Raw genomic sequence first — 23,730 nt, forward strand, 5'->3', positions numbered from 1 at the left:
CCACGCCCTCTCGAACTGTCAACGACCGTTTTCAACAAATCTGCGACGGGACGAAACTTTTCTGAAAAGTCCGCAAACCCCTACCCCGCAGGCGCTGCTGTCGTCACCCTGCCGTCACCTCCGCCGGGAACCGCTCTTCGAAGGCCCTCCCAAAAGCGTTTTCATCAGCGATTTCAAGCTGAAGGAATGCGCATCCCGTGCGTATTCCGAGGGCATCCTGCATGTCCAAAAGGCAGGAGGTAGCTCTTGTCATCAGACCCCTTCTTTGTCGCGGGGACCCGCGCGACACAGCGGGCCCCCACTCCTTCCCGCATTCCCATTGGCCCTACGCGACGCTTCGGCGGCCTGTCGTGCGTCTCACAGCAGCCGAAGGACCTGATCAGACGAGCTTGGCATCCAGCGAAATCTCGATGGCGCCCAGCGCCTTCGACAGCGGGCAGCTGTCCTTGGCAGCCGTGGCCAGCTTCTGGAACGCCGCGTCGTCGAGCCCGGGGACGTCGGCTTCGAGCGTCAGCTTGCTCGAGCTGATGGCAAAGCCTCCACCGGCGGGGTCGACGGTCACGACGCCCTTGGCGGTGAGCGTCGCAGCCGGCGTGCCGTGCTCGGCGAGCATGTGCGAGAGCTGCATGGCGAAGCAGCCGGCATGGGCCGCGGCCAGAAGCTCCTCTGGATTGGTGCCCGACTTGCCCGACTCGTCCTCGAAGCGGCCCTTGAAGGAGTAACCGTGGTGCTCGAGCGCGCCCGACTGGGTGGTGATCTCGCCCTTCCCGTCGGAGAGGGCGCCGTGCCAGATGGCGGTTGCGTGACGTTTCATGGCGTAATCCTTTCATGGCGACCGAAGCCGCGGTCTCGCCCGCCAGATGCGGGCATGGCCTTTCAGCTAGGGGCCGGCCGGACGATTCCGAGGGGGTTCGCCGTCGCAGGGAGCGTCCCCATCCCGGCAGCGGCAGATTTGGCCGATGTCCGGCGTACGCGGGCGCCTTTCTCCGGTAACCTCCTGGAGACGATGATCGGCGATGCTGCCGAAGGCCCGCGCGTTCCGCCCGCACCCGGAGATCCCCGCATGTCCCTCCTCGTCTTCGCCTCCCCCACCGTGCTCGCGGAAAAGGCCGGCTGGCTGACGGTGCTGGCGGACGAGCGGCGCTCGGCCGAGAACACGCTCGAGGCCTATGAGCGCGATGTCCGGCAGTTCCTGTCCTTTCTCACCGCCTATCACGGCCGCCCGGCGCAGCTCGCCGACCTCGAAGACCTCCGGCCTGCCGACCTTCGCGCCTTCCTCGCCACACGGCGGCGCGACGGCGCGGGCGCCAAGACGATGGGCCGGGCCCTTGCGGGGCTTCGCTCCTTCCTGCGCCATCTCGAGCGCAAGGGCCTCGCCTCCACCGCCGGCGCCATGGCGATGCGCGCGCCCAAACAGGCGAAGAACCTGCCGCGGCCGCTGAGCGTGACCGACGCCTTGTCGGTGGCGGAAGACGGCGGCGCGCTCGGCACCTTGCCCTGGATCTCCGCCCGCAATGTCGCGGTGCTGACGCTTCTCTACGGCTGCGGGCTGCGCATCTCCGAGGCGCTGGACCTGCCGGGCGATGCACTGTGCGATCCCGGCGCCCGGTCGATGCCGGTGAGCGGCAAGGGCGGCAAGACGCGGCTGGTGCCGCTGCTGCCGGCGGTGCTCGCCGCCGCCGCCGAGTACCGCCGCCTCTGTCCCTACGCCCTCTCCGCCGAGGGGCCGCTGTTCCGCGGCCACCGCGGCGGCCCGCTGCGCCCGCAGATCATCCAGCGCGAGATGCAGAAGCTGCGCGGCGCGCTCGGATTGCCGGACACGGCGACGCCGCACGCGCTGCGCCACTCCTTCGCGACGCACCTTCTCGCCGCCGGCGGCGACCTGCGGACCATCCAGGACCTCCTCGGCCATGCCAGCCTGTCCACCACCCAGCACTATACCGCGGTCGACCGGGACCGGCTGATGACGGTCTACGAGAGCGCCCATCCGCGCGCGCGCCGCGGCTGACCCCTCAGCCGCTGGCAGGCGGGAGGGACGCGTCGATCCACCGGCGCGCCTGACCTGCGGGGAAGTCGAACCCGCCGGCGCGACGCCTTAGCTTGGCCTCCCATGCCTTCCCGCGGTCGCTTTCGCGCGGTAGGTCTTGGCGCGAGGCGCCCTCTCCTAAACGTCCCGCGCCAATGGAGCCCGACATGTCCGCTTGCCCTCCCCCGCCGGCGCAGGCCGCCCTGTCGACGCTCTGGCGGGCGCTGGTGCCCGCGGCGTTCGCATCGCTCCTCCTCCTCGTCGGCGCGCCCGCAAGGGCGGCGCCGGACGGTGAACCCGCCTGCACGGCGACGAGCCTCCTGCCGGGCTTTCGCGCCTCGGGCGTCTATGCCGAGCAAGCAAAGATCGCCGCCGCGGTGCCGAACGGCGAGGGCCGGGTCTACCGGCTGCAGAAGGAGGGCATCGCCGACTCCACGCTGTTCGGCACCATGCATCTCAGCGATCCCCGCATCCTCGCGCTGCCGGCTCCCGCCAAGGCCGGCTTCGATGCGGCGGAAACGCTGGTCATCGAGACCACCGACATTCTCGGCGGCGCTGCCGCGGAGCTCGCGGTGCTCGCGCGCACCGATCTCATCAACCTGCCGGCGGGCCAAAGGCTCGGCGACTACATCAGCCCGGCCCAGCGCACGACGCTGACCGCCGCCCTCGACACAGCCGGCATCCCGCTGCAGGCCATCGAGACGCTGCAGCCCTGGTTCTTTGCCGCGGGCATCATGATGCCCGCCTGCGAGACGGCGCGGCTGGCGGCGGGCGCCGCACCTCTCGACCTCAGCCTGGCGCAACAGGCGAAGGCCGCCGGCAAGGCGGTGCTCGGGCTGGAAAAGGCGAGCGAGCAGCTGGAGGCGATGGCCTCGCTGCCGATCGGGTTGCAGGTCGACAACCTCCTCGCGACGCTCGCGGTGAAGGACCAGCTGCCGGCGATCTTCGAGACGATGACCGAGCTCTATCTCGCCGGCCACATCGCCCTCATCACGCCGCTGTCGGATGCCGCGATGCCGGCAGGCAGCATGACGGCCGAGATGATCGCCGGCAACACGGCGTTCGAGGAGCGCATCGTCACCCGGCGCAACCATGTGATGGCCGAACGGCTGCAGCCGATCCTCGCCAAGGGCGGCGCGATGGTGGCGGTCGGCGCCTTGCACCTGCCGGGCGAGCAAGGCCTCGTCGCGCTGCTGCGGCAGGCCGGCTTCACCGTCGAGCGCCTCGACTGACTGGGCAAACCCCGGGGCGCACAGGGATGCCGGCGGTCGGCAAGGAGCGCGGCGCGTGCACCAGATCGTGACCCGGCGCCGATTGCGCTGCGGCAGCACGCGTTCATACTCGCTGGCGTAACGGCAACAGGAGAGACGCGATGAAATCCCTCGTATCCGCCGCCCTGGCCCTCGGCCTCACGGCAAGCTTTGCCGGGGCGGCCTTCGCCGACTGCCCCGGGCACAACACCGCCTCGACCGCCAAGCCCGTCACCACCGCCTCCAGCAGCGTGGCGACCTCGGACAAGGGCTGAGCGAACGCGCACGGCGCTCACCGGCCAAGCGCCAGACGCCGACCGCCCCCCCAAAACGCGAAAAGGCCCGGGATCGCCTCCCGGGCCTTCTTGCTATCAGCGGAACCCCAAAGGGTTCAGGCGTGGATGGGCTTGCCGGAGAAGGCGGCGAAGGCCGCCTCGCGCACCGCTTCCGACAGCGTCGGATGGGCGTGGCTGGTGCGGGCGAGATCTTCGGACGAGCCGCCGAACTCCATCAGCACCGCCGCCTCGTGGATCATGTCGCCGGCGCTGAAGCCGAGGATGTGGACGCCCAGCACCTTGTCGGTGGCCTTGTCGGCGAGCACCTTCACGAAGCCGTCGGTGTGCTGCATGGCGCGGGCGCGGCCATTGGCGGTGAAGGAGAACTTGCCGACCTTGTAGTCGACGCCGTCGGCCTTGAGCTCCTCCTCGGTGCGCCCGATCGAGGCGACTTCCGGCGCGGTGTAGACCACGGCCGGGATGACGCCGTAGTTCACGTGGCCGGCCTGGCCAACGAGGATCTCGGCGAGCGCGACGCCCTCGTCCTCGGCCTTGTGCGCGAGCATCGGCCCCTTCACCACGTCGCCAATGGCATAGATGCCGGGCACGTTGGTGCGGAAATGCGCGTCGATCTCGACGCGGCCCGCTTTGTCGAGCGCGACGCCGACCGCCTCGAGGCCGAGCCCCTCGGTGAACGGCTTGCGGCCGGTCGCGACCAGCACGACGTCGGCCTCGATCGTCTCGGCCGCGCCGCCGGCCACCGGTTCGAAGGTGACGCGGGCGCCGGTCCCGGTCTTCTCGACCGCGGTGACCTTCGCTCCCATCTTGAAGGCCATGCCCTGCTTGGCCAGGAGCTTCTGGAACTGGTTGGAGATCTCGCCGTCCATCGAGCCCAGGAGCTTGCCGAGATACTCGACGACCGTCACCTCGGCACCCAGCCGCGACCAGACCGAGCCGAGCTCGACGCCGATCACGCCGCCGCCGACGACGACCATCTTCGCCGGCACCTTCTCGAGGGCGATCGCATGGTCGGAGGAGACGATGGTCGTGGTGTCGAAGGCGACGTCGACGCCCGGAATGCCGGCGACCGTCGAGCCGGTCGCGATGCAGATCGCCTTGGTGGCGAGCGTCCGCTTGGCGCCGTCCTCGGCCGTCACCTCGACGCTGCCGGCATCGACGATGCGCCCGGTGCCGAAGATGCCGTCGATCTTGTTCTTCTTGAACAGGAAGGCGATGCCGTCGACATTGGCCTTCACCGTCTTGTCCTTGTGGCCGAGCATGGTCGGCAGGTCGAGCACCGGCGAGACCTGGATGCCGAGCGAGGCGAAGGAGTGGCCGGCCTCCTCGAACATTTCCGAGGCGTGCAGCAGGGCTTTCGAGGGAATGCAGCCGACGTTGAGGCAGGTACCGCCATAGGTCTTGCGCTTCTCGACGACCGCGACCTTCAGGCCGAGCTGGGCCGCCTTGATCGCCGCGACGTAGCCGCCGGGGCCCGAGCCGATGACGACGAGGTCGTAGAGGGTGTCAGACATGATGTTCTCTTCAGTTCAAGATGATGGACGGGATATGGGGATCTCAGAGGAGTTCCGCGAGGACGAGAAGGATGCCGACGGCCGAGGCGACCCAGGCGAGGCTGCGGATATAGGGGATGCCGGCGAGATAGAGCGGGATATAGCCGAGCCGCGCGACGAGCCAGAGCCAGACGCCGAACGCCGACCAGCCGCCGGTCCGCCCGGAGATCACGACGACGAGCACCGCGGCGATGAAGGCCGGATAGGTCTCGTTGAAATTCGACAGCGCCCGCTCGGCGCGGCCCGCCAGCGGGCTGAGTTTCGGCATCTCGCCATCGCGCGGCCCCGCGTTCCAGGCGCTGCCGCGCTCGCGCGTCGCCAGCATGCCTTGCAGGCCGATGTGGACGAAGAGCAGCAGGACCGACAGCGCGAGGATCACGAGTTCGATAGGCAAGGGAGCGGTCATGGCAAGATCCTTCGGGTGGAGCGGGCAAGCGAGGTCGGGTGGCGAGTCATTCGAGACCGTCCGCGGCGCATTGTCCGCGCGCATCGGCAAAGGACGCCGTCGTCTCCGACAGCTTGCCCTTGACGATGCCGAGCGGCTGGAACGGCGGCAGGGCCTGGACTGCCGGCTGCACCAGGCGCAGCTCGTAGCAGCCGGTGAAGACGGTCGCCTTCCCCGCTGTCGAGACCGATTCCACCACCACCGGCAGCGAGTAGAAGATCGAGCCGGCCGCACCGTCGCCGGTCGCCTTGCCCGGGCGAACGCGGACGCGGGCCGTATCGGCATAACCCTTGGCGAAGGCGTCCAGCGGCGGCACCTCGGCATTGGCCTGGAAATAGGAATGCGCCCGCAGGAATTCCTTTCGCGTGACGGCATTGTAGAGCGATTCGACGACGGACTCCGGAGTCGAGCGGTCGTCACGGTAGTCCGGTTCGTCCTGGGCGAAGGCCGGCACGGCGGCGCCGACAAGCAGCACGGTCGCGATAAATCGTTGAAGCCTCAAGGCCAGCATGTGGTCGCCGCGCATCCGTCTTCCCTTCCTTGCCTCGACCGCCACATGCCGGGCGCGGCCATCGCTCGCCCCGCTCACGGCAGAACCGCGCGGCCGCCGGAGACGTCGAGGATCGCGCCGGTGGAATAGGACGCCTCGTCCGACACCAGCCACATCACCGCCTTCGCGACCTCCTCGGCCGTCCCCGGCCGTTTCATCGGCAGCTGCGGCGTCATCTCGGCCACGCGGTCCGGCGTGCCGCCGGAGACGTGGATGTCGGTCTCGATGATGCCGGGGCGCACCGCGTTGACCCGCACCCCGTCGGCCGCGAGCTCGCGGGCGAGCCCGACCGTGAACGTGTCGATCGCGCCCTTGGCGGCGGCATAGTCGACGAAGAGGCCGGGCGCACCGAGCTTGGCGGCGGCCGAGGAGAGGTTGACGATCGCGCCGCCCTGTCCGCCCCGCGACAGCGACATGCGCCGTGCCGCCTCGCGGGCGCAGAGGAAACTGCCGATGACGTTGATCCGGAACATCCGCTCCAATCGCGCGAGCGAAATGTCGGCGACCGCCGAGGGCAGGTCGACGACGCCGGCATTGTTGACCAGCGCCGTGAGCGTCCCGAGGGCATCGGCCGCGGCGAAGATCGCCAGCACGTCGGCCTCGACGCCGACATCGCCCGCGACCGCCACAGCCTTGCCGCCCGCCGCCTCGATCTCGGCGACCACGGCCTCCGCCGCATCCCGGCGGCTGGCATAGTTCACCACGACGGCATAGCCGGCAGCACCTGCAAGACGGCAGACCGCCGCGCCGATGCCCCGCGATCCACCGGTGACGATAACAACGCCGCGATCAACCATGCATCTTCTCCGTCGCCAGCTTCAGCCCAAGGCCGATGAAGACAAAGCCGGTGACGCGCATGATCCAGCGCCCGGCCCGAAGGAAGCGGTCGCGCACGGCGGGGATGGTGAAGAACAGCGAGACGCCGATGAACCAGAGGACCAAGGCGCTCGCCATCACCAGCCCGTAGCCCGCCTTCATCGCGACGGGCGTCTGGAGGCTGATCAGCGATGAAAACAGCGACAGGAAGAACACGACGGCTTTCGGGTTGAGGGCATTGGTCACGAAGCCCATCGCGAAGGCGCGGACGTCGGAGATCGGCTCGCGCGCCTCTGTACCACCGTCGACGGCAGAGATCGGCTGGTTCGCGTCCTTTAGCGAGCGATAGCCGAGGTAGAGGAGGTAGGCAGCGCCGCACCATTTCACGATGTTGAAGGCGATGATCGACTGCGAGACGATGAGACCGATCCCGAGGATCGTGTAGGTCACGTGGAACAGCAGCGAGGCGCCGAGGCCGAAGCTCGTGAGGATCGCCGCCCGCCGCCCGTGGGTGATCGACTGGCGCATGACGAGCGCGAGATCGGCGCCGGGCACCACGATGACCACGGAGAACACGGCCATCAGCGTGGCGAGTTCGACGACATAGGGGCTCAACGCGGTTCCTTCAGCTCACAGGCGGACGAGACTGAGGCTCGCCGCCGTCCCCTGGCAAAAAGGCCGGCCAGACGGTCATCGGGCCGCGGTCCATCCGGACCACGGCCCGATGGGGCGATCAGAGGTCGAGGACGAGGCGCTCGGGATCTTCCAGGCTGTCCTTGACGCGAACGAGGAAGGTCACCGCCTCCTTGCCGTCGACGATGCGGTGGTCGTAGCTGAGCGCGAGGTACATCATCGGCCGGATCACCACCTGGCCGTTGATCGCCACCGGGCGCTCCTGGATCTTGTGCATGCCGAGGATGCCCGACTGCGGCGCGTTGAGGATCGGCGTCGACATCAGCGAGCCGTAGACGCCGCCGTTCGAGATGGTGAAGGTGCCGCCCTGCATGTCGGAGACGCCGAGCTTACCGTCGCGGGCGAGCAGGCCGAGCCGGCCGATATCCTTCTCGATCTCGGCAATGGTCATCTGGTCGGCATCGCGCACCACCGGCACGACGAGGCCCTTGTCGGTGCCGACGGCGACGCCGATGTGGGCGTACTGCTTGTAGATGAGGTCGGTGCCGTCGATCTCGGCGTTCACGGCCGGAATTTCCTTCAACGCATGGCAGACTGCCTTGGTGAAGAAGCCCATGAAGCCGAGCTTCACGCCGTGCTTCTTCTCGAACAGGTCCTTGTACTTCTTGCGCAGCTCCATCACCGCGGTCATGTCGACCTCGTTGAAGGTCGTCAGCATCGCCGCCGTGTCCTGCGCATCCTTCAGGCGGCGCGCGATGGTCTGGCGGAGGCGGGTCATCTTCACCCGCTCCTCCCGGCTCTCCTCGCTCGCCGACGAGGCGGCACGCGGGGCGGCCGGGGCCTTCTCGGCAGCGGCCGCGGGGCCGCGGGCGATGGCGGCGAGCACGTCGCCCTTCAGCACCTGGCCGCGCTTGCCCGAGCCGTCGACGTCGGTGAGGTTGTTCTCGGTCATCAACTTCTGCGCCGACGGGGCGGCGGGCATGCCGCCGGCTGCAGCCGGGGCGGAGGCTGCGGCAGGGGCTGCCGGCGCCGGGGCGGCGGGGGCAGCGGCCGGGGCGGCAGCGGCCGGCGCCGCAGGCTTGGCCTCGGCGGGCGCGGGCGCAGCGCCAGTCCCCTCGCCGATCGAGCCGAGCACGCCGCCGACGGCGACGGTCTCGCCCTCGGCGACCGCGATGTTCTCGAGGACGCCGGCGGCAGGCGCCGGCACTTCGATCGTCACCTTGTCGGTTTCGAGCTCGGCGATCGTCTCATCCTGCGCCACGGTGTCGCCGACCTTCTTGAACCATTGGCCGATCGTGGCCTCGGTGACGGACTCGCCCAGCGTCGGGACTTTGATTTCGGTGCTCATCGGTGTTCGATCTCTCGAGAATTTGGCGGGAGGGTTCCGCGGTAGACGGTGAGGCAGAGGGGCACCCGGCTCAATTGCCGAGTGCGTCTTCCAGGAAGGCTTCGAGCTGCGACAGGTGCTTCGACATCGTGCCGGCAGCAGGCGAGGCCGCCGCCGGGCGACCGGCATAGCGCGCCCGGCGCTTGTCGGCGCCGATGTGCTCCAGCACCCATTCGAGATAGGGGTCGACGAAGGACCAGGCGCCCATGTTCTTGGGCTCCTCCTGGCACCAGACGATTTCCGCCTGCTTGAAGCGCGAGAGCTCGCCGATCAACGCCTTGGCCGGGAACGGGTAGAGCTGCTCGAGCCGAAGCAGGTAGATGTCGTCGATGCCGCGCTTCTCGCGCTCCTCGAACAGGTCGTAATAGACCTTGCCGGTGGAGATCACGACGCGCCGCATCTTGGCGTCCTTGACGAGCTTGATCGGCCCGTCCTTCTTCATCTCGGCATCGTCCCAGAGCAGGCGGTGGAAGGAGGTCTCGCCCGACATTTCCGACAGGTCCGAGATCGCCCGCTTGTGCCGCAGCAGCGACTTCGGCGTCATCAGGATCAGCGGCTTGCGGAAGTCGCGCTTCATCTGTCGGCGTAGGATGTGGAAGTAGTTCGCCGGCGTCGTGACGTTGGCGACCTGCATGTTGTCCTGCGCGCACTGCTGCAGGAACCGCTCGAGCCGGGCGGAGGAGTGCTCCGGTCCCTGGCCCTCATAGCCATGCGGCAAGAGCATCACGAGGCCCGACATGCGCAGCCACTTGGCCTCGCCGGACGAGATGAACTGGTCGATGACCACCTGGGCGCCGTTCACGAAGTCGCCGAACTGGGCCTCCCAGAGCGTCAGCGCGTTCGGCTCGGCCAGCGAATAGCCGTACTCGAAGCCGAGCACCGCCTCTTCCGAGAGCATCGAGTTGATGACCTCGTAGATCGCCTGGCCCTTGGCAAGGTTCGCCAGCGGCACGTAGCGCGTCTCGTCGTTCTGGTCGTAGAGCACCGAATGGCGTTGGCTGAACGTGCCGCGCTCAGAATCCTGGCCGGACAGCCGAACCGGGGAGCCGTCGGTGACAAGCGTGCCGAAAGCCAGCGCCTCGGCGGTCGCCCAGTCGATGCCCTCGCCCGACTCGATCGCCTTGGAGCGGTTGTCGAGGAAGCGCTGGATGGTCTTGTGGACGTTGAAGTTCTCGGGAACCTCCGACAGCTTCTTGCCGATGTCCTTCAGCGTCTTCAGCGGCACGCCGGTGACGCCGCGGCGCGGCTCGTCTTCCTGCTCGGCGCGGCGAAGCCCCGACCAGGCGCCGTCCAGCCAGTCGGCCTTGTTCGGGTTATAGCTCTGCCCGGCCTCGTGCTCTTCCTCGAGGTGCTGGCGCCATTCGGCCTTGCGGGAGTCGACGTCCTCCTGGCTCAGCACGCCCTCTTCCACCAGCTTCTTGGCGTAGATTTCGAGCGTTGTCGCATGGCCGCGGATCGATTTGTACATGATCGGCTGGGTGAAGCCCGGCTCGTCGCCCTCGTTGTGGCCGAAGCGGCGGTAGCAGAACATGTCCACGACCACCGGCTTGTGGAACTGCATGCGAAATTCGGTCGCGACCTTGGCGGCGTAGACCACCGCCTCCGGATCATCGCCGTTGACGTGGAAGATCGGCGCCTCGACCATCTTGGCGACATCGGACGGATAGGGCGACGAGCGCGACAGGCGCGGGTTCGTCGTGAAGCCGATCTGGTTGTTGATGATGAAGTGCACGGAGCCGCCGACGCGGTGGCCGCGCAGGCCCGACAGGCCGAAGCATTCGGCGACGACGCCCTGGCCGGCAAAGGCCGCATCGCCGTGGATCAGCAGCGGCATGACCTGGCGGCGCACTTCCAGCGGCACGATCTCGGTACGGGTGCGACCGACCAGCGCGTCCTGCTTGGCGCGCGCCTTGCCGAGCACGACCGGGTTAACGATCTCGAGATGCGAGGGGTTGGCGGTGAGCGACAGGTGCACCTTGTTCTGGTCGAACTCGCGGTCCGACGAGGCACCGAGATGGTACTTCACGTCGCCCGAGCCCTCGACGTCCTCCGGCTTGTAGGAGCCGCCGGAGAACTCGTGGAAGATCGCCCGGTGGGGTTTTGCCATCACTTGGGAGAGCACGTTCAGCCGGCCGCGATGGGCCATGCCGAGGATGATCTCCTTCATGCCCAGCTGGCCGCCGCGCTTGATGATCTGCTCGAGCGCCGGGATCAGCGATTCACCGCCGTCGAGGCCGAAGCGCTTGGTGCCCTTGTACTTGACGTCGATGAACTTCTCGAAGCCCTCGGCCTCGATCAGCTTGTTGAGGATGGCGCGCTTGCCCTCGGGGGTGAAGGTGACGCCCTTGTCCGGTCCCTCGATGCGCTCCTGCAGCCAGGCCTTCTCGACGGGGTTCGAGATGTGCATGAACTCGAAGCCGAGCGTCGAGCAATAGGTGCGCGTCAGGATGTCGACGATCTGCCGGAGCGTGGCGAACTCCATGCCCAGCACGTTGTCGATGAAGATTTTGCGGTCGTAGTCCGCCTCGGTGAAGCCGTAGGCCTTCGGCGACAGCTCGTTGTAGTCGTCGTCGAGCGGGGCGGCGATGCCGAGCGGGTCGAGCTTGGCGTGGAGATGGCCGCGCACCCGGAAGGCGCGGATCAGCATCAAAGCGCGGGTTGAATCGCGTGTCGCCTGCAGCACGGCGGCCTGGCTGAGACCGGCCTCGGCCGTCGGCGCGGGCTTGTCGCCGGCCTTTTCGGCGCTCTTGGCGGGCGCTGCGGGCTTGGCGCCCTTGGCGGGCGGCGTCGCCGGCCAGTTGCCGTCGAGCGCCGACACCAGCTCGCCATTGGCGGCGATCGGCCAGTTGGCCTTGGTCCAGGAGGCGCCCTCGGCGTTCTTCAGAACAGTCGCCTTGTCCTCCTTCAGCGAACCGAAGAAGTCCGACCATTCCGGCGGCACGGACGCCGCATCGTTCTCGTAGCGGGCGTAGAGGTCCTCAATATAGTCGGCGTTGCCGCCGTAGAGGAAGGACGTCAGCGCGAGAGTTTCGTTCGCTTCGTTGCGTGCCATCTGTGCCGCGGCGCCCGGAAGCGCCGTCTCCTTGGATTTGACCCGTCATCGGAGACGGGGAGGATTTGACCGTCATCGCGGACGGGGATCGGCCTCGTGCCTCCCGCTCTCCGCCGTTCACTCAAGCGCCGGCTCTGATCGACCCGGCGCCCTACACGTGTCTCTCGCCCGACAATCGGGCGTTTTGCCGGCTTTCCCGGAAAACGTGTGCGGCTTCTGCCGCAACCGCCTTTCCCTGGACTGACCGTTCCCTGCCGCAGCGCTGAGCGCCGCAGGCCAGCTCAGCCCTTGAGAACCTCGACCAGCGTCGTGCCAAGACGGGCGGGAGACGGCGAAACACGGATGCCCGCCGCTTCCATCGCCGCGATCTTGTCCTCGGCGCCGCCCTTGCCGCCGGAGACCACGGCGCCGGCATGGCCCATGGTGCGTCCGGCAGGCGCGGTGCGGCCAGCGATAAAGCCGACCATCGGCTTCTTGCGGCCCTTCTTCGCCTCGTCGGCGATGAACTGCGCCGCCTCTTCCTCGGCAGAGCCGCCGATCTCGCCGATCATGATGATCGACTGCGTCTCGTCGTCGGCGAGGAACATCTCCAGCATGTCGATGAACTCGGTGCCCTTCACCGGGTCGCCGCCGATGCCGACGGCCGTGGTCTGGCCGAGGCCTGCGTTCGTGGTCTGGAAGACCGCCTCATAGGTAAGCGTTCCCGAGCGGGAAACGATGCCGACATTGCCCTTCTTGAAGATATTGCCCGGCATGATGCCGATCTTGCACTGGTCCGGCGTCATCACGCCCGGGCAGTTCGGGCCGATCAGCCGCGACGAGGACGCGTCGAGCCGCGCCTTGACCTTGACCATGTCCATCACCGGAATGCCCTCGGTGATGCAGACGATCAGCGGGATCTCCGCCTCGATCGCCTCGAGGATCGCCGCGGCAGCGCCCGCCGGCGGCACGTAGATCACCGAGGCGTTGGCGCCGGTCTTGTCGCGGGCTTCGGCGACCGAGGTGAAGATCGGCAGCGTCTCGCCCTTCGATCCCGTCCAGGTCTCGCCGCCCTTCTTCGGGTGCGTGCCGCCGACCATCTGCGTGCCGTGATAGGCCAGCGCCTGCTCGGTGTGGAAGGTGCCGGTCTTGCCGGTCAGGCCCTGGACGATGACCTTGGTGTTCTTGTCGACGAGAATGGACATGAAGTTTCCTGAATTTGAACGGCGCTGGGGCCGAGAATTGAACGAAGCGCTTCAGCGCCAAAGTCTGCCATTTCTTGCGAACGAAGCGGCCGCGATGGTCGCGAACCCGCTTCCTTCGATGTCGTCATCCCGGCCTTGAGCCGGGAGCTCAGGCCCGGGATGACGAAGTCCCTGGCGAACCGCTGCCGTGTTCGGGTCAGCCCTTGACGGCCGCGACGATCTTCTTGGCCGCATCGTCGAGATCGTCCGCCGCGGTGATGGCAAGGCCGCTCTCGTTGAGGATCTTCTTGCCGAGCTCGACATTCGTGCCCTCGAGGCGGACCACCAGCGGGACCTTCAGGCCGACTTCCTTCACCGCGGCGACGACGCCCTCGGCGATGACGTCGCACTTCATGATGCCGCCGAAGATGTTGACGAGGATGCCCTTCACGTTCGGGTCGGCGGTGATGATCTTGAAGGCGTTGGTCACCTTCTCCTTGTTGGCGCCGCCGCCGACGTCGAGGAAGTTCGCGGGCTCGGCGCCGTAGAGCTTGATGATGTCCATGGTCGCCATGGCGAGGCCCGCGCCGTTGACCATGCAGCCGATGTCGCCGTCGAGCGCGACATAGGCGAGGTCGTACTTGGAAGCCTCGATCTCCTTGGCGTCTTCCTCGCTCTCGTCGCGCAGCGCCTTGATGTCGTCATGGCGGTAGAGGGCATTGCCGTCGAACGAGACCTTGGCGTCAAGCACGCGCAGCCGGCCGTCGGTCATGACGATCAGCGGGTTGATCTCGAGCAGCGCCATGTCCTTCTGGGTGAAGGCGTCATAGAGGATCGGGAACAGCATCATGCCGTCGGTCCGCGCCTGGCCCTCGAGCTTCAGCGCGTCGCAAAGGCGCGCGGCGTTCTCGTCGGTGACGCCGGCGACCGGATCGATCGCGACGTTGATGATCTTCTCCGGCGTGTCGTGCGCGACGGTCTCGATGTCCATGCCGCCCTCGGTGGACACCACGAAGGCGACCTGGCCGACAGCGCGATCGACGAGGATCGAGAGGTACAGCTCGCGGTCGATGTCGGCACCGTCCTCGATGTAGAGGCGGTTCACCTGCTTGCCGGCGTCGCCGGTCTGCTTGGTGACCAGCGTGTTGCCGAGCATTTCCGTGGCGTTCTTGACCACTTCCTCGATCGAGCGCGACAGGCGCACGCCGCCCTTGGCATCCGGGCCGAGCTCGGTGAACTTGCCCTTGCCGCGGCCGCCGGCATGGATCTGGCTCTTCACCACGTAGAGCGGGCCGGGCAGCTGCTTGGCGGCGGCCTCGGCCTCGGCGGCCGAGGTGATCGCGACGCCTGCGGCGACCGGGGCGCCGAAGCTCTTGAGGACTTCCTTGGCCTGGTATTCGTGAATGTTCATCGGGAATCTCTTTTCGAAACGGCGGCAGCGGGTGGAAATCCCGCGCGGCTCAAAAACGCGAAACGGGCCGGTTTCCCGGCCCGCAAGGGGTTACGCCAAGTGCGGCGCGATCGTTTGGCAGGCGTCCATCAAGCCGCGCACCGAGGCGACCGACTTTTCGAACTGCGCCTTCTCGTCGCCGATCAGCTCGATCTCGATCACCCGCTCGACGCCGCCGGCGCCGATGACGCAGGGCACGCCGACATAGAGGTCCTTCTGGCCGTACTCGCCGGTCAAGGCGACGGCGCAAGGCAGCACGCGCTTCTTGTCCTTGAGGTAGCTCTCGGCCATCTCAATCGCCGACGAGGCCGGGGCGTAGAAGGCCGAGCCGGTCTTCAGAAGGCCGACGATCTCGGCGCCGCCGTCACGGGTGCGCTGGACGATTTCTTCCAGGCGCTCGGCCGAGATCCAGCCCATCTTGACGAGATCGGTCAGCGGAATGCCGGCAACCGTCGAATAGCGGGTCAGCGGCACCATGGTGTCGCCGTGGCCGCCGAGAACGAAGGCGGTGACGTCGTTGACCGAGACCTTGAACTCGTCGGCGAGGAAGGTGCGGAAACGGCCGGAGTCCAGCACGCCGGCCATGCCGACGACCTTGTTCTTCGGCAGGCCCGAGAACTTCTGCAGCGCCCAGACCATCGCGTCGAGCGGGTTGGTGATGCAGATGACGAAGGCGTCGGGCGCGTATTTCGCGATGCCGGCGCCGACCTGCTCCATGACCTTCAGGTTGATGCCGAGGAGATCGTCGCGGCTCATGCCGGGCTTGCGCGGAACGCCGGCGGTAACGATGCAGACGTCCGCGCCGGCGATGCCGGCATAGTCGTTGACGCCGGAGAGATGGGCATCGAAGCCTTCGACCGGGCCGGACTGCGAAATGTCGAGCGCCTTGCCCTGCGGCGTGCCTTCCGCGATGTCGAACATCACGATGTCGCCGAGTTCCTTGAGCGAGGCGAGATGGGCGAGCGTGCCGCCGATCATGCCGGAGCCGATGAGTGCGATCTTGTTGCGGGCCATGTTGTCCTTCGTCGTCCTGGTTTGGCCGGGTCCGGAACCGAAGGCGCCGGGCTCACGCGGGGACCGTTCGACGCGGAGGACAAGAACGTCCGGCGTGCCGAAAGGCGATAGGTCTCTCGGGAGAGGCGCGCCGCCAGGCCTGCCGCAGCGGCATTCCCGGTCGGGCGCACAGAGGTGGCACTCCCGTACACGCGAAAGGGCATAAAGCTGTCGCCGCCATTTTTCAACTCTTCGCAGTGCACTATAGCATTTTCAAACGGTTAGAACCTCCGGCACTTACGTAAACGGAAGAGTGTTTCGTGAGGGAGATCAATGCCAACGCGTGCTGTGCCGCTGAAAAGAAAAATTCATCGACATCACCAATCGCACGATAGGAGTTTTCGCGTGGAGCGCCGCGGTGTGACCGGGGTCTTAACCCAGCCGTTCGAGCGTCCTCGGCCATGGGCAGCCGGGGAAGGACTGCGGCAAAGCCTTCAGCTTTGCCGGTCAGAAAACCGCGGACACCGCGAGTTTCGCCTTGCCGTGGCGGGCGACGGCCTCGGCCGCAAGACGCTGGTCACGGCGGCGGACACCGCGCTCAACCGCGCCAAAAGCTCCGGCCGCAACCGCGGCGACCTGGCGGATCCGCCGGCAGTGCCCGGTGCCGACTTGCGTCAGGATACTATGGGCGCGGCGCTTTGGGCGCCACCGGCGGCGAGATAGTCGGCCGAGCGCATCTCGATCAGCCGCGAAACGGTGCGGGCGAACTCGAAGGCCTCGGTACCCCGCGACGCCGTGTAGAGTTCCTCGACCGGCGCCTCGGCCGAGATCACCACGCGCCGGCCGGAATCGTAGAGCGCGTCGATCAGCGTGATGAAGCGCTTGGCCTCGTTGCGCTCGGCCTCCGCCATCACGGGCACACGGTCCAGCATCACGGTGTGGAACCGCCGGGCGATGGCGAGATAGTCCTGCGCGCCGAGCGGCAGCCGCAGCAACTGGTCGAAGCTGAAGCGCGCGGCGCCGTTGCCCGCGGCTGGCACCGGGACGATCCGTCCCTTCACCGACAGCGAGGCGGGTGCAGGCTTCTGCCCGGCGAGGAGCACCTGCCAGGCGGCGTCCATCCGCTCCTCCGTCTCCGGCCCGAGCGGCGTGATGTAGAGGTTCTCCTCGCCGATCGCAGCCAGCCGGTAGTCCTCGGCCGCATCGAGGCGGATGATGTCGACATGCAGCTTCAGCTCGTCGACAAAGGGGAGGAAGAGACCCCGGTTCAGGCCGTCGCGGTAGAGATCGTCCGGCGCGACATTGGAGGTGGCAACCAGCACCACGCCTTCGGCAAACATCGCCTTGAACAGCCGCGACAGGATCATCGCGTCGGCGACGTCGGTCACCGAGAACTCGTCAAAGCAGAGCAGCCTTGCGGTCTTGGCGAGATCGCTTGCCACCGGCGGCATCGGGTCGTCGCCCTTGGCCGTACCCGCCTTCACCGCGTCGCGGTGCGCGCCGATCCGCTCATGCACCTCGGCCATGAAGGCATGGAAATGCACCCGCCGCTTCGGCGCGACGGTTGCCGAGCGAAAGAACATGTCCATGATCATCGTCTTGCCGCGGCCGACCTCGCCGTGGATGTAGACGCCGCGCACCGCTTCTGCCGGCTTAGACTTGCCGAACAGCCAGCCGAGCGCGCTCTGCTTGGAGGCAAGTGTCGTCGCCGACAGCGCCTTCTCCAGCGCGTCAAGCCGGTTCGCCAGCGCCGTCTGCGCCGGATCCGCCTCGATCTCGCCGGTCTCGATCATCCGATCAAGCGCCGCCCTGACCGGACCGGGACGCTGGCGGGTCGGTGCGGGGGCTGGGGTCATGATGGAACTCGGATGCTGGAAAGAGGCAAGGAAAGGCTTGAACAGGAGACAAACCCCTGAAACGAAGCCGCGCCCCTCAATGTCGTCATCTCGGGCCTGACCCGGGATGACGACGTTTCAGATGGTGCAGCAGGCCTGCCGGCACTCGTTCTGGAAGGGCTAGGCGCTCAGAGCCTCTCGGCGAGACCGTCGCGCACCCTCGCCTGTGCCCTTCAGCTTACCGGTAAAGGCTGATCGACTGGCCGCCCGTGGTCGAGCCGTCATACCGCGTGCCGCCGGAATTGTTCAGGCTGGCGACGGTCGAGCCGCTGGAATCCTTCAGCACGACCTGGCTGCCGGAGACGTCCCAGGCGGAGACGTCGGCGACCTGGCCGGGGCAACCGCGGGAGGCCGCGCGGTAGCCGCCGGTCCACTTGGTCAGCGCCATGAAGATCTGGCAGTTGCCGCCGCCCGACGACACCTTCCAGGCGCCGACGAGGCCTTCGCGCGTCACCGGTCCGGCCGAAGCGGTCTGGACCGGGGCCGTTGCGGCCGGCGTTCCAGGCGTCGATGCCGGCGGGGTCTCGGTCGGCATGGTGGTGGAAACCGGCGGCGGCGGGGCCGGCGGCGGCGGCAGCTGGCTCGAGGCCACCTGGCCGGTCGGCGCCGGCCGCAGTGGCGACAGGCTGCTATTGTCGCTCGCCGGCGACATCGAGCGCGTGCAGCCCGAGGCTGCCAGCAGCAATGCGAGCACGGCTCCGGTCTTGATCATCGGCGTCATCTTTTGGCTTTCCCCTGGCATGGACCCGCCGCCTCGGCCGGCCCATCATGCCCCTAACCCATTTCGCCGCGATGCGATCCCGAGCGGACCGCACGTTCCGACAGTTCGGACCTGCCATCCCCATCGGATCGAAAGCAGCGTTGGCCCCGAACCGCCACATACGGCGGAAAGGAGCCGCTTTTTTAGTTAAAGCGGAGCTTTGCCGGGCTTCGCAAGCCGAAATGCGTTCCACCGGCGTGCAATTCGGGCCCGCTGTGGCTTTGTCGACAAGTTTAAGCATTTCGCCGGCCGGTCGAGGGACAAGGCCGGCGAAGGGGGATGGCCCGCCCTATTCCGGGATCACATCGACCATCGGGCGCTGGAAATCGCCGGTCTCGTCGTCCATCGCCCAGAGCTCGCCGGTCGAGATGTCGAACCAGGCGCCATGCAGCGTCAGCGTGCCATCTGCCTCGCCGGCCGCGACATAGGGGAAGCTGCGCAAGTTCTGCAGCGAGAAGCGGATCGAGATCCGCTCCAGCGCGGTCTGGCGCTCGCCGGCGGTCATCAGCCCGTTGGCCATTACCACCTTGGCCGGCTCCTCGACCATGCTCATCCACTTGCCGATGAAGTCGCCCGGCGAGAGCGGCGTCATGTCCGGCGTCAGCGCGGCCTTGATGCCGCCGCAGCGGCCGTGGCCGAGCACCACGATGTGCTTCACCTTCAGCGCCTGTACGCCAAATTCGAGCGCTGCCGAGGTCGCGTGGTAGTCGCCATCGGGCGCATAGGGCGGCACGAGGTTGGCGACGTTGCGGATGACGAAGAGCTCGCCCGGTGCGGCGTCGAAGATCGTCTCGGGCGCGGCGCGCGAGTCGCAGCAGGCGATCACCAGCGTCTCCGGTACCTGGCCCTCGCGGGCAAGGCTGCGATAGCGCTGCTCCTCGGACTGGTAGCGCCCGGTCATGAAGGCCTTGTGGCCGGCGAGAAGGTGGTCGGGAATAAGGCTCATGGGGTTTTCCTACCGCATTGCACTTTCGCCTTCAACGGATCGGCTGCGTCCCCGTCATCAAGGCTCCCGGGCTCACCATGAGCCGGTCAGATCTTTTGCTTCTCCGGTCCCGGTTTGGCTTTTTCGTGAACCGGGCCCTTGCGGCAGTTTCAAAAAGCACCACGCCGCCATCTGGCCTGCAACCTTCTGCCCGGCATCAGACCCAGATGGCGATCGGCAAGCCCCTTGCATCGCGCTCGGGCGGATCGGGATGCGGCAGGGCTTCTCCGCGCGCGTGCCGCTCGGCGACGAGGAGCAGCACGGCGGCGTCGAGAAAATCGTCCTGCGCTGCCCCTGCCGGCGCCGGCTCGTACAGAAAACCCCGTGGCAGGCCGGCGGCGATCAAGAGCCGCCGACGATCCTCCATGCCCACAGGGTTCACCCGGCCCATCAGCTTCTTCGGACTCGCCAGCGCCACGCCGGCGTTCAGCCGGGCGAAGGCGAGTTCGGGATGGCTCTCGATCACCGTCTCGGCCCTCAGCGGCTCGGCCGCGAGCCGGCGGTCGATCTCGAGGATCCGCGGAAACAGCGAGAATCCCTGGATCGAGATCCGGCGCGGCGGGTGCGACAGCCGGGCGGCGATGGTGCAGGCCGCCTGATGCGCCTCGAGGCGGTGCAGCTCGGAGCGGAACGGCCCGCCGCCCGCCTCGACCGCCGCCCGCGCGGGGATGGAGAAAACGCTGGCCTGCCGCTCGCCGAGCAGCGGCCGCACCGCCTTCTCCGCCGCGCGGCCCGCACCCTCGATCCGCTCCGGCAGACCGATCGGCATGTCCACCGCGATCACCGCATCGACCGGCAAGGCGTCGAGCAGAAAGTCGAAGCGCGGAAACACCCGCGCCGACAGCTGCGGCCAGCGCGCGTCGACCGGGTCGGCATCCCCCGGCAATCGGCCGATCACCGCGATCCAGCCGGCCCGGCAGGCGTCGACGCCGGCAATGCAGCGGGCCTCGCCCCCGGCAGGCGCTGGACTGGCGCCGGAAGCGTCCGGTCCCGCCGGCATCAGGCGCGCCGGTCGCTCGACGGCAGCACCAGACGGCGCATCTGCACCATCGCCATCGGGTGTTTCAGGCTCTCGGCATCGGTCTCCAGCGTCAGCTCGTCCGCGCCTCGCTTGGTGGTGCGCGCAAGAATCTCGTAGACTGCCGCCGTCGCCGTCTGCAGCGCCTTCTCCGACGTCGCACCCGACAGCATCCGCGCCAAAAAGACCGCGCCGGTGAGGTCGCCGAGCCCGTTCGGCACGTTGGCGATCTCGCGGTGCTCGGCGAGCAGCGCCTGGTAGCCGTCGACCATCAGATTGCCGATGCCGCCCTTCAGCAGCGGAAAGGCCGAGGTCACCACCACGATCGCCGGTCCCAGCGCGCTCGCCGCCTCGATCAGGTGCGCATTGCTGGAGAACTCCATGCCGGTGAGGAACTCCAGCTCGAAGCGGTTGGGCGTCGCGATGTCGGCGAGCGGCATCAGCCGGTCGCGGATGCCGGCCAGCGTCGCCTCCGGCTGGTAGAGCCGGCCGCCATCGCCGGTGACGGGGTCGAGCAAATAGAGCGCCTGCGGATTGGCCTTCTTCACCGCCTCGATCAGCCGTGCCACCGGCTCGATCTGGGCGGGATCGCCGAAATAGCCGGTGATGACGGCGCCGACCTCGGCGAGCCAGGGCGAGCCCGCGAGATCGTCGACCATGCCGGCGAAATCCTCCGCGGGCGGGACGATGCGGGTCGAGGGCCCGTGCCCGGGGTGCCAGGGCAGCGTCACCGTCGGCACCGACCAGACGGGAAAGCCGAGCGATTCCAGCGCCAGCACCACGGCGCGGTTGCCGACCGTGCCGCGCGCCACATGGCTCGAGATCGAGATGACGGCCGGCCGGTCCTGGCGGGCGGTGGAGGTCTGGCTCATGGTGATCAGCCCGCCAGGAAGGTGAAGATGAGCCAGGCGGCCATCGCGACGAAGGCGATGAGCCCGAGGATCCGCCCGATCCGTGTGCCCAGCACCTCGATCGGGTCCGCCGGATCGGCGTCGACGGCCGACAGATGGGCGGAGACGTTGGTCAGCAGTCGGTTGGCGCCCGCGCCGATCTGCGGCTCGGTTTCTTGCGACACCCGCCGCAGAATGGTTTCGGCCTCGCGCTGGCGGGCGGCGTCGCGCGGGTCGTCTCGGGTCTGGCTCATGCCGGGAGCGTGACCGAAAAGCCCGCCGAGAACAAGCCGCACGGCAGGAAGCGCAGGTGCATCCTTCGCGCTGCAACCTGTCCGTCATCACGGCCGCGTGCTACACGGGGTGAACAACGCTCCGGAGCCGACGATGAAGATGCTTGCCAAGACCCTTGCCGTGCTGGCGCTGCTCCTGCCGGTGCTCGCCGGTTGCGGCGTCAACAACATCCCGACCTATGAGGAACAGGCCAAGGCCGCCTGGAGCCAGGTGCAGAACCAGTACCAGCGCCGCGCCGACCTGATCCCGAACCTCGTCGAGACCGTCAAGGGCTTCGCCGCGCAGGAAAAGGAAGTGCTGACCGCGGTGGTCGAGGCCCGCGCCAAGGCGACCGCGACCAACATCGATGCCAGCCAGCTCTCCGATCCCGCCGCCGTGCAGAAATTCCAGGCCGCCCAAGGCGAGCTCTCCGGCGCGCTGTCGCGCCTCCTCGTCACCGTCGAGGCCTATCCGGACCTGAAATCCAACGCGAACTTCCTGGCTTTGCAGAGCCAGCTCGAAGGCACCGAGAACCGCATCTCGGTCGCCCGGCGCGACTACATCGAGGCGGTCCGCGTCTACAACACCGAGCTGAAGACCGTCCCCGGCTCCTGGTTCGCCAGCTGGTTCTATCCCGAATCGAAGCCGATGGAGACGTTCGCGGCGGAACCCACCGCCAGCCAGCCGCCGACGGTCAAGTTCAACTGAGATGACGGCGGTCGGCGTGCACACCGGGGCTCCCCGCCCCGCGGCGGCGAGCGTCAGGGCGTTCGGCTGGACAGCCGTCCGCGCCCGGCTGGCGCCGCTGCCGCTCGTCCTGCTCGTCCTTGCCGTCGCGGTCGCGGCCCTCCTCTCGCCCGCCTCCGCCCAGACCTTGCCGCCGCTCACCGGCCGCGTCGTCGATACCGCCGGCCTGCTCGATGCCGCCACCCGGAGCGCACTCGACGCGGAACTCGCCGCCTTCGAGCGCACCTCCTCCGACCAGGTCGTTGTCGCCACCGTGCCGGACCTGCAAGGCGAGGCGATCGAGGAGTTCGGCGTCAAGCTCGCCCGCGCCTGGAAGCTCGGCCAGGCCGGCGAGGACAATGGCGTGCTGCTCCTCGTCTCCCGTGATGACCGCAAGGTGCGGATCGAGGTCGGCTATGGCCTCGAGGGCACGCTCACCGACGCGCTGAGCCAGGTCATCATCCAAGAGGAAATCCTCCCCGCCTTCCGCGCCGGCGACTATCCCGGCGGCATCCGGAAAGGCGCGAGCGGCATCCTGAAAGTGCTCTCGGGCGACGCCGCCGAGCTGCAGGCGCGCGCCGACCGCAATGCCAGCCGCGCCACCGACGAGGGCACGCCGACCGAGACCTTGCTCTTCGTCGGGCTCTTCGTCCTCGTCTGGCTCGCCATCCTCGGCGGCGGGATCATGACCCAGCTCGCGCGCCGCTATGGCCAGAAGGTCGGACCCAATCGTTGGCTCTGGCTCGGCACCATCTGGACGCTCGCGGCCGCCAGCCGCTCCTCCAGCAGAGGCGGCTTCGGGGGCGGCGGCTTCAGCGGCGGTGGCAGCTTTGGCGGCGGCTCGTCGGGCGGCGGCTTCTCGGGCGGCGGCGGTTCTTTCGGCGGCGGAGGCTCGTCCGGCTCATGGTGATCTTCACGCCCGCCGACCACGACCGGATCGCCGCCGCCATCCGCGCGGCCGAAACCGACACCTCCGGCGAGATCTTCGCCGTGCTCGCCCGCGAGAGCGACGGCTATTTCTTTCCCTCGGCCTTCGCCGCCCTCGCCCTCTCGCTCTTCGCCGGCCTCCTCACCAGCCTCGCCGCACTCCTGTCCGGCGTGCATCTCCCGGCCTTCGCGCTGGAGGCGGTGCAGGCCCTTGGTGCGGTGGCGATCCTCATCGCCCTCGGCGTCTTTCCGGCCCTCCGCCTGATGCTGGTGCCCGCCGGCCTCAAGACCGAGCGCAGCCACAAGATGGCGATGGCGCAGTTCATGGCGCACAATCTCCACGCCACCGCCGCCCGCACCGGCATCCTGATCTTCGTCTCCGCCGCCGAGCACCATGCCGAGGTCGTCGCCGACGCCGGCATTCACGCCAAGGTGCCGCAGGCCGAATGGGACGCCATCGTCGTGATCCTCACCGAGGCCGCCCGCGCCGACCGGCTGGCCGACGGCTTCGTCGAGGCGATCGCCGCCGCCGGCCGGCTTCTCGCCGCGCACTTCCCCGCCGGGACGGAGAACCCCAACGAGCTGCCCGACCGGCTGGTCGAGCTCTAGCAGCGCTCCCACGCGCGGCGGCGGCCCCCCTTCCAC

The 23,730-nt window shown here is 68.1% G+C and carries 23 protein-coding genes; 6 read left to right on the forward strand and 17 right to left on the reverse strand.

Annotated elements, in window-relative coordinates:
- Positions 1-379: 379 nt before the first annotated feature.
- Positions 380-814, reverse strand: coding sequence for an OsmC family protein (locus ACZLZQ_RS23540; protein WP_472936330.1), 435 nt, complete (start codon positions 812-814; stop codon positions 380-382).
- A 249-nt stretch (positions 815-1,063) separates the two neighbouring features.
- Between ACZLZQ_RS23540 and ACZLZQ_RS23545 the strand changes: the two genes are divergently transcribed.
- The 3 genes from ACZLZQ_RS23545 (at position 1,064) to ACZLZQ_RS23555 (ending at position 3,551) form a co-directional block, all read left to right on the forward strand.
- Positions 1,064-2,008 carry a tyrosine recombinase XerC gene (locus ACZLZQ_RS23545; RefSeq protein ID WP_472951672.1) on the forward strand — a complete coding sequence of 315 codons (945 nt, stop codon included), beginning with the start codon at positions 1,064-1,066 and terminating at the stop codon, positions 2,006-2,008.
- 185 nt (positions 2,009-2,193) lie between these two features.
- Positions 2,194-3,258, forward strand: coding sequence for a TraB/GumN family protein (locus ACZLZQ_RS23550; RefSeq protein ID WP_472951673.1), 1,065 nt, complete (start codon positions 2,194-2,196; stop codon positions 3,256-3,258).
- Positions 3,259-3,398: 140 nt separating this feature from the next.
- The gene (locus tag ACZLZQ_RS23555) at positions 3,399-3,551 is read left to right on the forward strand and encodes a hypothetical protein (protein WP_472951675.1); all 153 of its coding nucleotides are present in this window, start codon (positions 3,399-3,401) and stop codon (positions 3,549-3,551) included.
- Between the two features lie 116 nt (positions 3,552-3,667).
- Here ACZLZQ_RS23555 and lpdA read toward each other — a convergent pair whose 3' ends face one another.
- From lpdA to ACZLZQ_RS23635, 16 genes are all read right to left on the reverse strand, one after another.
- Positions 3,668-5,083 (reverse strand): dihydrolipoyl dehydrogenase, encoded by a 1,416-nt coding sequence (gene lpdA, locus ACZLZQ_RS23560; RefSeq protein WP_472936334.1) that lies wholly within the window; start codon positions 5,081-5,083, stop codon positions 3,668-3,670.
- Between the two features lie 43 nt (positions 5,084-5,126).
- On the reverse strand, positions 5,127-5,528 hold the full coding sequence (locus tag ACZLZQ_RS23565; RefSeq protein ID WP_472951677.1) for an MAPEG family protein: 402 nt from the start codon (positions 5,526-5,528) through the stop codon (positions 5,127-5,129).
- A 46-nt stretch (positions 5,529-5,574) separates the two neighbouring features.
- Positions 5,575-6,093, reverse strand: a complete 519-nt coding sequence (locus ACZLZQ_RS23570) for a hypothetical protein (RefSeq protein ID WP_472951678.1) — start codon at positions 6,091-6,093, stop codon at positions 5,575-5,577.
- Positions 6,094-6,152: 59 nt separating this feature from the next.
- Positions 6,153-6,914 carry an SDR family oxidoreductase gene (locus ACZLZQ_RS23575; RefSeq protein ID WP_472951680.1) on the reverse strand — a complete coding sequence of 254 codons (762 nt, stop codon included), beginning with the start codon at positions 6,912-6,914 and terminating at the stop codon, positions 6,153-6,155.
- A complete protein-coding gene (locus ACZLZQ_RS23580; RefSeq protein ID WP_472951726.1) occupies positions 6,907-7,515 on the reverse strand; it encodes a LysE family translocator in 609 nt (202 codons plus the stop codon). The genes ACZLZQ_RS23575 and ACZLZQ_RS23580 overlap by 8 nt, the downstream gene beginning before the upstream one ends.
- Positions 7,516-7,666: 151 nt before the next feature.
- Positions 7,667-8,914 carry a 2-oxoglutarate dehydrogenase complex dihydrolipoyllysine-residue succinyltransferase gene (gene odhB / locus ACZLZQ_RS23585; protein WP_472951682.1) on the reverse strand — a complete coding sequence of 416 codons (1,248 nt, stop codon included), beginning with the start codon at positions 8,912-8,914 and terminating at the stop codon, positions 7,667-7,669.
- Positions 8,915-8,984: 70 nt separating this feature from the next.
- A complete protein-coding gene (locus tag ACZLZQ_RS23590; protein WP_472951684.1) occupies positions 8,985-12,005 on the reverse strand; it encodes a 2-oxoglutarate dehydrogenase E1 component in 3,021 nt (1,006 codons plus the stop codon).
- Between the two features lie 281 nt (positions 12,006-12,286).
- Entirely contained in the window at positions 12,287-13,189 is a 903-nt protein-coding gene (gene sucD / locus ACZLZQ_RS23595) for a succinate--CoA ligase subunit alpha (RefSeq protein WP_472951686.1), read from the reverse strand.
- Between the two features lie 196 nt (positions 13,190-13,385).
- A complete protein-coding gene (gene sucC, locus ACZLZQ_RS23600) occupies positions 13,386-14,579 on the reverse strand; it encodes an ADP-forming succinate--CoA ligase subunit beta (protein ID WP_472951687.1) in 1,194 nt (397 codons plus the stop codon).
- A 90-nt stretch (positions 14,580-14,669) separates the two neighbouring features.
- Entirely contained in the window at positions 14,670-15,632 is a 963-nt protein-coding gene (mdh, locus tag ACZLZQ_RS23605; protein WP_472951690.1) for a malate dehydrogenase, read from the reverse strand.
- Positions 15,633-16,285: 653 nt separating this feature from the next.
- Positions 16,286-17,467 (reverse strand): cell division protein ZapE, encoded by a 1,182-nt coding sequence (gene zapE, locus ACZLZQ_RS23610; RefSeq protein WP_472951691.1) that lies wholly within the window; start codon positions 17,465-17,467, stop codon positions 16,286-16,288.
- A gap of 217 nt (positions 17,468-17,684) precedes the next feature.
- Entirely contained in the window at positions 17,685-18,227 is a 543-nt protein-coding gene (locus ACZLZQ_RS23615) for a protease inhibitor Inh/omp19 family protein (protein ID WP_472951694.1), read from the reverse strand.
- A gap of 328 nt (positions 18,228-18,555) precedes the next feature.
- A complete protein-coding gene (locus ACZLZQ_RS23620; protein ID WP_472951695.1) occupies positions 18,556-19,212 on the reverse strand; it encodes a carbonic anhydrase in 657 nt (218 codons plus the stop codon).
- A gap of 196 nt (positions 19,213-19,408) precedes the next feature.
- On the reverse strand, positions 19,409-20,251 hold the full coding sequence (locus ACZLZQ_RS23625; RefSeq protein ID WP_472951696.1) for a DUF429 domain-containing protein: 843 nt from the start codon (positions 20,249-20,251) through the stop codon (positions 19,409-19,411).
- Positions 20,251-21,141 (reverse strand): pyridoxal kinase PdxY, encoded by an 891-nt coding sequence (pdxY, locus tag ACZLZQ_RS23630; protein ID WP_472936347.1) that lies wholly within the window; start codon positions 21,139-21,141, stop codon positions 20,251-20,253. The genes ACZLZQ_RS23625 and pdxY overlap by 1 nt, the downstream gene beginning before the upstream one ends.
- Positions 21,142-21,146: 5 nt before the next feature.
- Complete coding sequence (locus ACZLZQ_RS23635) at positions 21,147-21,413, reverse strand: hypothetical protein (protein WP_472936348.1); 267 nt, start codon at positions 21,411-21,413, stop codon at positions 21,147-21,149.
- 133 nt (positions 21,414-21,546) lie between these two features.
- Here ACZLZQ_RS23635 and ACZLZQ_RS23640 point away from each other — a divergent pair, with 133 nt between their 5' ends.
- From ACZLZQ_RS23640 to ACZLZQ_RS23650, 3 genes are read left to right on the forward strand one after another with little or no spacing between them, the layout of a single operon-like run.
- A complete protein-coding gene (locus ACZLZQ_RS23640; RefSeq protein ID WP_472936349.1) occupies positions 21,547-22,140 on the forward strand; it encodes a LemA family protein in 594 nt (197 codons plus the stop codon).
- A 1-nt stretch (position 22,141) separates the two neighbouring features.
- Positions 22,142-23,068, forward strand: a complete 927-nt coding sequence (locus tag ACZLZQ_RS23645; RefSeq protein ID WP_472951699.1) for a TPM domain-containing protein — start codon at positions 22,142-22,144, stop codon at positions 23,066-23,068.
- On the forward strand, positions 23,062-23,694 hold the full coding sequence (locus tag ACZLZQ_RS23650; protein ID WP_472951701.1) for a TPM domain-containing protein: 633 nt from the start codon (positions 23,062-23,064) through the stop codon (positions 23,692-23,694). Before ACZLZQ_RS23645 ends, ACZLZQ_RS23650 begins: the two co-directional genes overlap by 7 nt.
- Positions 23,695-23,730: the final 36 nt, after the last annotated feature.

The sequence above is a fragment of the Mesocryomonas lacus genome (genome assembly GCF_055730105.2).